The organism is Psychrobacter sp. T6-6, from assembly GCF_052258185.1.
Classification (GTDB): Bacteria; Pseudomonadota; Gammaproteobacteria; order Pseudomonadales; family Moraxellaceae; genus Psychrobacter.
In genome coordinates, this window is record NZ_JBQQEX010000001.1 from 519,638 (window position 1) to 532,866 (window position 13,229).

Annotated in this window: 9 protein-coding genes; 6 read left to right on the top strand and 3 right to left on the bottom strand. The window is 44.4% G+C overall.

Going from position 1 to position 13,229, the window contains the following annotated elements:
- Nucleotides 1–347 precede the first annotated feature (347 nt).
- The 3 genes from ACTXGL_RS02195 to ACTXGL_RS02205 all read left to right on the top strand — a co-directional run bounded on the left by ACTXGL_RS02195 (nt 348) and on the right by ACTXGL_RS02205 (nt 3,072).
- Nucleotides 348–1,844, top strand: coding sequence for a cytochrome ubiquinol oxidase subunit I (locus ACTXGL_RS02195; protein ID WP_442967625.1), 1,497 nt, complete (start codon nt 348–350; stop codon nt 1,842–1,844).
- A complete protein-coding gene (gene cydB, locus ACTXGL_RS02200; protein WP_443524549.1) occupies nt 1,844–2,860 on the top strand; it encodes a cytochrome d ubiquinol oxidase subunit II in 1,017 nt (338 codons plus the stop codon). The genes ACTXGL_RS02195 and cydB overlap by 1 nt, the downstream gene beginning before the upstream one ends.
- A 95-nt stretch (nt 2,861–2,955) precedes the next feature.
- Nucleotides 2,956–3,072: a DUF2474 domain-containing protein gene (locus ACTXGL_RS02205; protein WP_423725573.1), complete on the top strand. Its 117-nt coding sequence runs from the start codon at nt 2,956–2,958 to the stop codon at nt 3,070–3,072.
- A 111-nt stretch (nt 3,073–3,183) separates the two neighbouring features.
- Here ACTXGL_RS02205 and murU read toward each other — a convergent pair whose 3' ends face one another.
- Both murU and ACTXGL_RS02215 read right to left on the bottom strand, forming a co-directional pair.
- Nucleotides 3,184–3,930, bottom strand: coding sequence for an N-acetylmuramate alpha-1-phosphate uridylyltransferase MurU (murU, locus tag ACTXGL_RS02210; RefSeq protein ID WP_443524551.1), 747 nt, complete (start codon nt 3,928–3,930; stop codon nt 3,184–3,186).
- 96 nt (nt 3,931–4,026) lie between these two features.
- A complete protein-coding gene (locus ACTXGL_RS02215) occupies nt 4,027–5,142 on the bottom strand; it encodes an aminoglycoside phosphotransferase family protein (RefSeq protein WP_443524552.1) in 1,116 nt (371 codons plus the stop codon).
- 386 nt (nt 5,143–5,528) lie between these two features.
- On the opposite strand from ACTXGL_RS02215, the gene ACTXGL_RS02220 reads away from it, so the two are divergent.
- Nucleotides 5,529–8,426, top strand: coding sequence for an LPS-assembly protein LptD (locus tag ACTXGL_RS02220; protein WP_443524553.1), 2,898 nt, complete (start codon nt 5,529–5,531; stop codon nt 8,424–8,426).
- A 158-nt stretch (nt 8,427–8,584) separates the two neighbouring features.
- A complete protein-coding gene (locus ACTXGL_RS02225) occupies nt 8,585–9,979 on the top strand; it encodes a peptidylprolyl isomerase (protein WP_443524554.1) in 1,395 nt (464 codons plus the stop codon).
- Between the two features lie 513 nt (nt 9,980–10,492).
- Here ACTXGL_RS02225 and ACTXGL_RS02230 read toward each other — a convergent pair.
- Entirely contained in the window at nt 10,493–11,623 is a 1,131-nt protein-coding gene (locus ACTXGL_RS02230; protein WP_443524556.1) for an endonuclease/exonuclease/phosphatase family protein, read from the bottom strand.
- A gap of 447 nt (nt 11,624–12,070) precedes the next feature.
- Between ACTXGL_RS02230 and asd the strand changes: the two genes are divergently transcribed.
- Nucleotides 12,071–13,204: an aspartate-semialdehyde dehydrogenase gene (gene asd / locus ACTXGL_RS02235; protein ID WP_443524558.1), complete on the top strand. Its 1,134-nt coding sequence runs from the start codon at nt 12,071–12,073 to the stop codon at nt 13,202–13,204.
- Nucleotides 13,205–13,229: the final 25 nt, after the last annotated feature.

A 13,229-nucleotide genomic window follows, 5' to 3' on the forward strand; every position in this document is an offset into this window, starting at 1 on the left:
TTATAAAATTAATATTATTTTTCAAGGGCGATTAGCAATTATTTCGATGACTGTTAGGTAGGTGACTGGCTACCTACTCGGGTTGCGTGACTATCTAGGGAAGCGCATAATATATCTATAGCACATGACTGTAATATATGAATTTATAGGGACATAAATTATTCAATCCAGCTAAACCGTGACTCGCAAGCTTAGCCACAATTTATGCCTAATGTTGCTAACGTTTGTATCACCAAAAGCCATTGCCCGTAATCATTGTCACCTTGATCTATGTACAGTTACGGACAGTTACTTGAGCGTTGTACGGAAGCCAGCGCTATTCAGCTAACAGATGAGAGTAACCGTTTATGTTCGCTACATTTATGATAGACCAGCTCGATGCGCTGATGCTCGCACGCATTCAGTTTGCTTTTGTTATCTCGTTTCATATTGTCTTTCCTGCCTTCTCTATCGGACTTGCCAGCTGGCTTGCAGTGCTTGAATTTCGCTGGTTGAGAACTGGTAATCCTATCTATGCTGAAGTTTACAAGCATTGGGTCAAGATATTTGCCGTCGTTTTCGGTCTGGGTGTGGTATCTGGCGTGGTGATGTCTTACCAGTTCGGTACCAACTGGGCTGTCTTCTCTGACAAGGCAGGTAACGTTTTAGGCCCACTACTCGCCTATGAAGTATTGACCGCATTTTTCTTAGAAGCTTCTTTTTTGGGTATCATGCTATTTGGCTGGGGACGTGTCAGCAAGCGCATGCACTTTGCCTCGACTGCCATTGTCGCCATCGGTACGCTAATCTCGGGATTTTGGATCCTGTCTGCCAACAGCTTTATGCAAACCCCTCAAGGTTTTATGATGGGTGCAGACGGTTTACTTTATCCAACCGACTGGCTTGAGATCATTTTCAATCCTTCGTTCCCCTACCGCTACGCCCATATGATGACTGCAGCATTCTTAACGACTGCCTTTGTTATCGGTGGTATTGGTGCTTACTATATCCAATCCAAAAAACACGCCGATCACCGTGAGCATGGTCGCGTGATGCTTGGTATGGCGATGATTATGGCTATCTTTGTCGCGCCAGCGCAGGTATTGATTGGAGATGAGCATGGTCTAAATACGCTTGAGCACCAACCAGCCAAAGTGGCTGCAATGGAGGGTATCTGGGAAGATGAGCGCGGTGCCGCTCTACGACTATTTGCGATTCCTGATCAAGAAAACCAGACCAATAAATATGAAGTAAAAATTCCTTATGTGACTGGTTTGATTCTTACCCATTCATTGGATGGTGAAGTCAAAGGTCTGAAGAACTGGGCCCCTGAAGATCAGCCACCGGTCATCATTGTGTTCTGGGCATTTCGTATCATGGTTGGTATCGGTATGCTTATGGTGCTGGTTGGCTTATTTAGTCTCTACAAATACTTTAAGAAACAACAATTCAATTCTGATAGCGTATGGTTCCACCGTGCGTGGATGATGATGACCCCGCTTGGCTTTATTGCTCTATTGTCCGGTTGGTTCGTGACTGAGACAGGACGTCAGCCTTGGACAGTATATGGGGTGATTCGTACTGCTGAAAGTATGTCTCCTCTTGCAGCGCAGCAAGTGGCTACGACACTCATTGGCTTCATTGTGCTCTATATATTTGTTTTTGGTGCCGGTAGTTTTTATATCTTACGCTTGATTGCTCAAGGTCCTAAGCCTTATACAGACCCTGCTGAAGACAACTTCTATGAGCACTCAGTAACAGAAAGCCAAGGTCGCGCATTGAGTGGCGATAGCAATCCTGCCAAAAATACTGAAGAGGACTTAGATGCGCCTGCAGATGACGTCGATGATGGAGGATTACGCTAATGTTTAACTTCGGTGATGTATTAGACTTACCTCTCATTTGGGGCGGATTGATTGCTTTATCTGTCTTTATCTATGTGCTGCTTGATGGGTTTGATTTGGGCTGCGGAATTTTATTCCCATTTGCAGGCTCAGACAAAAATCGCAGTCGTATGATGAATTCTATCGCCCCTTTTTGGGATGGTAACGAGACATGGTTAGTGTTAGGCGGAGGCGGTCTATTTGCCGCATTCCCTGTTGCTTACGGTATTATCATGACAGGTCTCTACCTGCCTGTGACTGCCATGCTGTTCGGTCTTATCATGCGCGGGGTAGCGTTTGAGTTTCGCTTCAAGTCATCGTCGCGTCGACATGTATGGGACACTTTCTTTTTTGTAGGCTCAGTCGTTGCTACCTTTTCTCAGGGCATTATGCTTGGGGCGTTGGTGCAAGGGCTAGAGGCCAGCAACCGTCTCTATACTGGTGGTCCGTTTGATTGGTTTACGCCTTTCTCGATCGTTTGCGGATTTGCCATGATTATTGGTTATGCCTTACTTGGCTCGACATGGCTTATCATAAAAACAGAACATACTCTACAAGTATGGGCGCGTAGAGTCTCAGGCTGGATGCTGAGCGCCTTAGTGGTAGCGATGATTGTTGTCACCGCGTTTATGTACTTCTCGGACATTGATGCGTTAGAAGGATGGTTTGGTTTTCCAGAGCTGCTATATCTTGCCCCTATGCCTGTCATTGCTGTGATTTTGTTCTTTGTCATGCGTAAAGACTTGAAGACCGAGCGTGAATATCGTCCGTTTTTATTGACGGTTGCGCTATTTCTGATGGGTTATATTGGTGTTTGTTTTGCGCTATTCCCATATATCGTACCGTATCAGATGACGATTTATGAGGCAGCGGCGGCGGATACTTCGCTATCATTTATGCTTATTGGCGCGGTTATCATGCTACCGATTATCTTGAGCTATACCGCTTTTGCTTACTATACGTTCAAGGGTAAATCTGATCATAATCCGATGTACTAATTGCTAATAGTGATAAGTAACGGATCAGCTAGAAACGGTGGCTATTGTTGTTGATAGTCGATAGCCACTGTTCATACGCTAATCAGGAGAAAGATATGAAAAAGCTTAGTAAGAAACAATCTCAATGGTTATGGTTTATTGGTCTATATACAGCAGGATTTTTAGTTGTGTTTACGATTGCACAGCTCATCAAACTTGCTATGGGTGTTTAACAAACAGCATCTGGGACTAGAGCTACTGACATTGAAGATGAATGTCGAAGCCCACAAAAAAGCAGCATTGATAATTCAATGCTGCTTTTTTATGGGTTTTTGCTCAATTAGCTAGTCTGCTCTACCCTGATGACCATTCATGTCATGTTGTTCAACAAAGTCATTTACTTGTGTCAGACGCTCAGGGGTGCCCACATCTATCCAGTTATCTGTAATCACTTCAGCAGTAATCTGAAACTTAATCATCGCCTGCTTGAGCAGCGGCGCTAATGCAGCAGGCTGCCCTGGTACTAATCCCTCGACCAATGCGGGTGACATCACACTAATACCTGCAAAGGTATATTTGTCTGCGTCGCCAATCGGGTGCTCACTAGCCAGACCATTATTGATCGCAAAATCGCCACCATTGTTATGCTCTGGGTTATCGATGAGTAACAAATGAGCGCGCTGGTCGGCGCTCAGCACATAGTCTTGTAATTGAGTGAAATTGTAGGTCGTCCAAACATCAGAGTTGACCAAAATAAACGGCTCATCTCGCAGATTTCCTGATTGTAGTGCTTGAAAAATACCACCTGCCGTCTCTAACGGTTCATCGTCTTCTACTGACCAATGCAGCGTGACTCCGTATTGCGACCCATCACCTAAGCTATCCATAAGTTTGTCAGCCAACCAAGAGGCATTGATCGTGATGTCAGTAATACCTGCTGCCTGTAATGCTTTGATGTGCCACACAATAAGCGGCTGACCACCGACCTCGACCAAAGGCTTTGGCGTCTCTAATGTTAATGGACGCAGACGTGTGCCCTTGCCAGCAGCCAAAATCATTGCTTGCGTAATCTTAGACGTAGATGTCGACATGTACGCTCCTTTTTATATTATTATTTGAGTACTCATTATTTAAGTACTTGTTATTTCGGTGCTGAGTTTGACTGATGATTATTGTAGCGACTCATCCTAAGAACGTGAAAGTGACGTAAATTTGTCTTGATATGCAGGCAGGATCGTCTTTTGTAGCCATTGATTGAACGGTCGAACGGCAAGCGCGATGTCGTCACTTCCTTGTTCAGCCAACCAGCTTAATTCAATAATTAGATCACGCATCACCTTAGGAATATCTGCTAGATAGCGATCTTTGCCATCACGCTCAGATAATCGAATAAAAATACCCAATACCTTTAGATGACGCTGTACACCCATAACGTTCACATCGTTTTCAAATTGTGACGCAGTGTCTGCTGTAGATAGTGAGTTTTGCTGTTGTAACTGCCAAAAGTCGTTGATCCATGTAGACACTTGACTCTCTGGCCATTCGACATAGGCATCGCGTACTAGCGACACCAAATCATACGTGTAAGAGCCGATCACGGCGTCTTGAAAATCAATCACACCCAAACGTGATGTGTCCGCTTGGTCTTGCATCAGGTTGCGGCTATGATAGTCACGATGGACAACTACTAGTGGTTGCAACAGGATTGCATTTATCAATGCGGTTTTCAAACTCTCCCATACCGTCTCGTTTAGATCGACGCCGATATAAGGTATAAACCATTCGCTAAATAGGGTCATCTCACGATCTAATAGCGCTGTATCATAATCTGGCAGCTGGTGCCCAGATTTTGCAGTCTCAACGGGTACCGTTTGCAACGCTACTAGTGTCTGCATTGCCAGCTGATAATAGTCGTTGATTTGCGCTGACGCTGCGTCTGTGAGCAAATGCGCAAACTCTGTAGCACCAAAATCTTGTAGTACCAAAAATCCTTTTTCCAAATTTTGTGCGACGAGCGTCGGTACATTGATGACAGGCGACATGAGTTTGGCAACATTGATAAACTGACGCATAGCATCTTGTTCATCAGCAGAGTCCATAACAATATAACGCGTACTTTCTGGCTTATTAGCTTCTGATAGTTGAATCCGATGATAGCGACGCGCGCTCGCATCGCCAGGCAAACTCTCCAAATTAAAAGCTTTACCTGTAAATACTTGCTGCAGCCACTGCTCTAGTTGATGTTGGCGATTGTCGTTATTGTTATCGATCATGTCAGGCTCTATAGTCATTTTATCAGTCATAATGGGTGTCGTTGGTTAAATATAAATCATAAATAATTAAAGTAGTGATAAGTCAGGCAAATACTTGCTAAAATAGCCCTGTCCTGGGCCGCAACATCAGCGCCAGTAGACGTATAAAGATATTACTTAGTATTTGATGCTCAACTGAACGCTCTATCTCGTTCACAATCAGCTTGCTTATATTATAAATTTTGGTAAATAGTGTAGCTGATTTGGTTTTTTTTGACTATGATTAGTCGTCATTATATGTAAATAGCCAAACTCTTGAGACGACGCTACCAATAAGTGATCTTTTAGCCGCTTGTTGACAGTGATGTGTTGTCGAACAGTATGGCTATGCAATTCAGTATCGCAATCCAATAGGCTCTGCAATCATAGGTGTGCCCTTGTTATATTCTCCGCTTTACCAAAGCATTCGTTTGATCTTATTTGGTGCCTTAGGCTTTTCTAGTCTATCTGTCAGTGCAGCTATCAACGATGCTGACACCCAGTCAACTGAGCCATCAATGAGCAGTGCGAGCAGCTACGCCTCTGACGACTCAGACGCTGACTCAGAGCTAAGCATCACAGCAATTAATGAAGCCGATGATACGTCATCTTTACAACCCGTAGATACGATGGACAGTGATCCAAAAATCAATGACACACGGGCCAGCACGACTATTACACCTAACCGCACAGTAACAGATAACCAACAGCTCGATACTAGTGATGAGAGCATTCAAGCCAGCCTCACGCGTTTGGCAGAATTTTATGAGCTCACGCCAGAAACAGACACTTCTGCCTTAAATAATGTCGATGAGGTAACGATCGTCGAATCAGAGGTTACTCAGAGCACCCTAGCACCAGCAGCCCAAACCATTTCAAAAGTTGGTAAAGACTTACGGCTACTTCCAAGTGCGGTAGATAGCGCACAGCGCTGTGAAGGGCAATGGGTCTATCCACAAAGCAACCCTAATTATCAGCGTGCTGTGAATGAGGCTGGTGCTGCAAATGGACAACCCATCGCTGATGTAGATAGCGTACCGAATAACCAAGCGCCCCTGTTTACAGAGTCAGACTATGGTTATTACAATAATATTAACTATGCTGAGCTGTCAGGCAATGTCAAAGTCGATCAAGGCACCCAGCACATTGAAGCAGAAAAGGTTGTTATTGATTTGAGTAATGGCGTTGCCGCTGCACAGGGCAAGGTTATGTTTACTGATCAGGCGACTGGAAAATCAGTCAAAAATACGCCAAACCGCTCTCGAGCGAGCCTCAATGACAGAGCAAGGCAAGGCGGTCTTATTGGCGTCGCAGACAGCTTAAATTACAATACAGAAACTGGACAATCAACGGCCAATGATGTGGCCTTTGCTAGTGTTGAGTTACAGGCACATGGTTATGCTAAGCGCTTAAACAAACCCAATGATAGCGAGTACGAGTTGGACGAGGTGATGTTTAGTACCTGTCCCCCTACCAATCGTAAATGGCAGTTCGATGCCAAAAGTATCGATCTAAACACCGATACTGGACGCGGTGAAGCTTACGACACTACCTTTCGTATTGCTGACGTACCTGTATTTTATCTCCCCTACTTTAACTTTCCGATAGACAGCCGACGTAGCAGTGGGTTTTTGTTACCTAGTGCTAGCGTGAGTAGTGAAAGCGGTGTCGAGATTGATGTGCCTTATTATTTTAATCTAGCACCCAATTATGACGCCACGCTCAATACTACAATATATACCAATCGTAACCCTATGCTATCAGGCGAGTTTCGCTACTTGACCGAAAATTATGGTGAAGGGATCGTTAGCGGCTCTTACTTGCCCAATGACAAAGAATTCAATGATGAAGATCGTAAAAGCTTATTTTATGATCACTATTGGTCATCCAAAGATATTCCACGCTTGAGTGCGGATGCCAAATATAGCTACGTTTCGGATTCAGACTATCTTGATGATTTTGATAATTTAGGTTTATCAGATAACACCATCAACCTACCACGCCGTGCTCGCGTTAATTATTACAATGATTATGTCGACGGTGAGCTAAAGGTTGAAACCTTTCAGACACTAGATGCCTTTACCGATGATGGTGAAGCCCTAGAAGACAAAGACAAGCCGTATTCACGTCTGCCACAGCTCAAGCTTGACTATAGATTACCGTGGGCAAAGAACTTTGACATTACTGGTGTACATGATTCTGCCTACTTCAAAAAGTCTATCGACGATGGTTCTGAAGATGAGAAGAGCGGTGCACGTATCTATAACAAACTGAGCGCTGTCTATCCGATGGAGAGGTCTTGGGGCTATATTAGACCGAAGCTAAGCTTGCAACATCTCTACACCTCATATGATGAGGACAGCTTAGCAGATAATGATATTAGTGAGGAAGATGGTAGCCAATCCGTATTTGTGCCACAAGCCAGTATCGATGCGGCACTGAACTTCTATCAAGCAGGCTCACCTTTCGGTGCTTTTGATGACACGATGGGTGGATACCGCTTGCTCAGTCCACGAGTCAAATACACGTATTCGCCATACAAAAACCAAAACGATATCCCTAACTTTAATACTCGTATTGCCTCTATCAACTATGAGCAGTTGTTTTCGGACAGTTGGTTCTTAGGGCATGATCGCTTGCAGGATTTGCACTCTATTACGCCTGGTGTCAATTATCGTTACATCGATGCAACGGGTGTGACACGTTTTGATGGTAGCATTGCAGAACAGTTCTATATAGATGATGGACGTGTAACGCTTGAGGATGAGCAACGAGTCTTTAACTCCTCGTCTTCGGGCATGGTATGGGATACCAGCACCCAACCTTACAACAATTTTTGGGTTGATGTCAGCGGCGCACTGACTAACGACTATGATTTGAACTATATTACGACTGAGCTACGCTATCAGCCCTCAGACAATAGCTTATTCAATGTGGGCTATGTTAAACGCCAGCGTGACGAAAATACGGATCAGTTGCCACTGTCTGCTTTTACGGCCTCTGCTGTTTTCCCTATCAACAATAGCTGGCGGATATTGGCTCAAGGTCAATATGATTATAATAGTAATAAGATGCTCGACTCACTCATCGGCGTTGATTACGAAGATTGCTGCTTTGGTTTTGCAGTTTATGGTCGTCGTTACTATAATGACTTAAATGTCAAAGACGAACCAACACAGGCGGTTATGGCAGAGATACGATTGAATGGTCTTGGTAGTGGCAGCAGCCGCTTAACACGATTGCTCGCTGACAAAGTATTAGGCTTTGAACCTGTCCAGACAGCATGGAAAGACTAATACGCTTTTTGCTAGCGTGATCTATTATTTAGACGAATATTTGTAAGACATTACTTGAACCCCTATTATGGACAACGCTGTCGAATAATTGACTATTAACAGTATTGGATAGCGTTGACCAACTACCATCCGATGCGATGACATTGATGAGGAGCATCATGAGATTTTTTTCTTTACGTCAAACCAGCCGCGCTGTACTGCTATCTACGGGCGCTAGTCTTGCACTTACCTTAAGTGCTCAAGCAGCCACTGTAAAACCTGCAGCAGCACAAGTATCATCGACTGCTGAACAAAGCACAGCAGCTCGTTTGACACCTGCTACTAGTACAGATGGTATCGTTGCCTTAGTAAACGAAAATGCCATTCTAAAAAGTGAGCTGGTCAATGCTATTACGCAAACTCAAGCGCGTGCACGAGCAGCAGGAGAACCTATTGCCAACTCATCGCAGCTACAGTCTGAGGTGCTAAATGCCCTGATCTTGCGTGAACTGCAATTATCAATGGTAAAACGTGTCGGTGTATCACCTGATGAAGCGGATATCAATCAGCGCTTAGCTCAGATCGCCCAAGCTGAAGGCATCAATAGCATCTCGGGACTGCAGCAACGTCTAGATGCCGCCCGTCCTGGTAGCTACGCTGCGCTGCGTGCTCAGCTTATTGAAGAGGCTTCTATCCAAGCACTGCAGCAGCGTCAAATCAGTCGCCGTGTGCGCATTAGTGAACAAGATATTGATGCCTTTTTGGCATCACCAGAAGCAAAGCGTCTAAACCAAAGTGAATATCAAACCGTACACGTCCGTGTTCCTTATATAGATGACTACAGCCGCTTGTCAGAAGCGCAGCGCGCAGAAGCCTTAGCAGTGGCTCAAAACTTACGTACTCGCCTGCTTGCGCCAAACGTCAGTGTCTCTGAAGCTGTTGCTGCAAGTCAAGGAAGCTACCCTATTCCTATTCAAGGTGGAGATATGGGCTTTCATAAAGCAGCCTCTCTACCTACAGAGTTATCGAGTAAGATAACCAAGCTTGATGTTGGCGCAGTTAGTGAGCCACTATTAACACCTGAAGGTATCGATATCATCAAATTGGCTGATAAAAAGGCCAGCGATACAATGCTCATACCGCAGTGGCATACTCGTCATATCTTGGTGAAAGTAGATGAACTTCAGACTGATGCGCTTGCTGAACAAAAAATCAACGACCTGTACGACCAATTGCGTAGCGGTGCTGACTTTGCTAGTTTAGCGTCGACTTATTCAGATGACCCAGGCTCAGCTGGGCGCGGTGGTGATTTAGACTGGGTCAGTGAAGAAGATATGGTTGGCCCATTCGAAGCCACTATGAAAAACACTGTAGTTGGTGATTACTCTGCACCGTTCAAAACTCAGTTTGGCTGGCACATACTAAAAGTCGATGGCAAGCGTGAGCAAGATGTTAGCGAACAGTATCGCCGTAATATGGCACGTCAAGCGTTGTATCAGCGCCTAGCGCCACAAGCCAAAGAAGACTGGTTACAAGAGCTACGTGCAGGTGCTTACGTCCAAGTGTTGGGCTAAATGCTCATTGTTTGATTACTCGGCAATAAGTAGTAATACCAGTATCAGACAGCTTAACGAAAAAAGGGTATGTGCAGTAGCATGTGCCCTTTTTTGCTACCTAAAAATGGATAACTTATTATTGAATCATAAAGATAGCTGACAACAAACTTATCCAATACAGATGTCTGAATACCGCTAGCTATTTAGCAACCCATTGCCTTTCCAAATAACACACAAAGAAAAGCCCCGAACCTAGGGCGATTGGTTCGGGGCTTTGACGCTTCATATTATTGTTATTATCTCTCTTCCATGTTGACTCATCCTGAGTCATAAACAGTAACATATAAGACAGCGGGCTGACCTGTTCTTTTATTGGTACCGTCTCAACACTGCATCCTTGCGTATCCTTGTGTTGATGGAGGTATTATAGGACAATCAATGTAGTACGAATAGAAGCTAAAGACCTTATTTGACGTAAGCATATGCTTACGTTACGACAGCACCAGTTCCAGCTGCCTGTAATATTGATTATTAAGCAAAATTGCGCTGCTCTTCTCTATGCTCATCTGATACTTTTTTGCCTTCTTTTTTGCCCTCTTCTATCTTATGGTCTGCTTCTTCAACATCCTCTGCTTCGGCAGTAGGTGCATTGCCCTCTTGGTTACTAGTCTCCTCTGGCTCGTATTGCAGAGTGGTCATTACAGGAAAATGATCTGACCCTATAGACGGCATACGCTTGATATCGACGACCGTAAAACAAGCACTGTGAAAGATATGGTCTAAAGCCCAACGCAAAAACGGGTATTTGACATGAAAAGTATTGATAAAATGTCGACCAATACGAGGATCTAGTAGACCCGAGATGCGCTGAAAACGTCGCGTTGTTTTTGACCATGCCACATCGTTGAGATCACCAGCCAATATCGCCGTTTGGTTATTTTCTTTAATGTGTTTGCCAACCATGAGCAACTCAGCATCACGCGTGGTTGATTTATCAGCTTCAGTTGGACTAGGCGGCATGGGATGTAAGCAATATAACCAAATCACCCGTCCGCCCTGCAGACGCAGCTGAGTATGAACAGAAGGTATGTCATCGATCATCAGATACTTAACCTCAGGATCTATCAGCTCAAGCTTAGAATACAGATGCATACCATATAGGTTGTCGAGTGGTACCTTGACCGTATAAGGATAATCAGATTCAATTTGGTGCAATGCTTTTTCCCACTTTTTGTCACTCTCTAAGGTGATTAAAATATCAGGCTGCTTTTGTCCAACCAAATCAACCAGTTTTTGCGTCTCATCATTAGGTGTCAGTACGTTTGATACCATAATTTTTAAGTGATGGACTTTTCCTTCTGGCTTATCTTTTGCTTTTTGGACTTCCTTTTTCCATAGCTTGGTATAAGGCAGGACCATTCTCAGCTGAAAGGCTAAAGTAATGCTAAGTATAACGAACAGTACCCATTGACCCAGCTCCCACTCTGAAGAAAACACAATCATTCCCAGCCAAGCAATAATACCAAGCACCATGATTTGGATACGTGGAAACTCAACACCGCGCACCCACCAGTTATCAAGCGGTATCCAGCCCCAGATTGTGACAAATGCGATGAATCCTGCTAGCCACTGTAGGCCATAATATAATAGTGAGAGATCCATAGTATGTACTAACCGTTTATTGAGAGGATAATAGAGTCCATGATGTCAGGTATCGTTTGTTCAATGACGCAGTGCATCATAGTCTTAATGTGACCGAACTGACGTTAGGTAATGATGCTAGACGCTTACTTTAGCATTTCATAGGATTTTCGCCTACAAGTGAGTCATGATTATGGGGCAACTGTCATAAAAATTTACAATGTCAGACCCCTTAGTATAATGAGTATGTGTAAATGCGCCGACATTCTGAGCATTATTCTACGATACTAGAAACGAGTAGATGTCTCAGTGATTTTGAATAGTGATAACCTAAAGTTATAGTGAGCATATTTAATAGTGTATAGAAAATGACCAAATAATAGCCAAAACGCCTTGCTTTTTTGTGCCATTCACGGCATTGTTATCGGTTGATGACGCAACAAATAATTGTAAATAGGATTGAATTTCATGAGTAATTTAACAGTAGGCTTGGTAGGCTGGCGCGGTATGGTAGGGTCAGTATTGATACAACGTATGCAAGAAGAGAATGACTTCAACGGTATCACGCCTGTGTTTTTTTCGACCAGCAATGCGGGTGGCGATGCACCAAAATTTGATGGTATTGAGACCGGTCAACTAAAAGATGCTCATGATATTGAAGCACTCGCTGCTTGTGACGTGGTTATTACTTGCCAAGGTGGTGACTATACCTCAAAAGTTCATCAACCACTGCGTGATAGCGGTTGGAGTGGCTACTGGATTGATGCGGCAAGTACCCTACGTATGAAAGATGAGAGCATCATCATTCTTGATCCCGTCAATCGCAGTGTTATTGACGATGCCCTAGTTGGTGGCAAAAAAGACTTTATCGGTGGCAACTGTACCGTATCATTGATGCTGATGGCCATCGGTGAGCTGTTCAATAGAGGCTGGGTTGAATGGGTCAGCGCAATGACGTATCAAGCGGCAAGTGGCTCTGGTGCCAATAACATGCGCGAGCTGATTTCAGGCATGGGTGTCTTGCATGACGCTGTACAGGATGAGCTGGCCAATCCTGCGAGCGCTATCCTTGATATTGATAAAAAAATCGCGCAAACTCAGCGCTCAGCCGACTTTCCTACGCAGTACTTCGGTGTACCGCTTGCAGGCAGCTTGATCCCTTATATCGATGTTCAGTTAGAAAACAAACAATCAAAAGAAGAGTGGAAAGGTGGTGTTGAAACCAACAAGATCTTGGGCAATGATGACGCAAGCACCATTCCTATCGATGGTATGTGTGTACGCGTGGGCGCCATGCGCTGCCATGCACAGGGCCTAACCATCAAGCTCAAAAAAGACATCCCACTAGAAGAGATCGAAGCGGCGCTCAAAAACAGTGGCAACGAATGGTTGGACTTAGTCGAAGATGACAAAGAAGCCACTATGAATCGCCTCACCCCAGTGGCAGTAACTGGGACACTAACTGTTGCGCTAGGTCGCCTGCGTAAACTTAATATGGGTCCTGAATATTTGGGCGCATTTACTGTTGGTGATCAGCTACTATGGGGCGCAGCAGAGCCATTACGCCGTATGCTCAACATCATCCGTGAGCAAAACAGCTAAACCAGCTGGCTAAAAATTGAACACA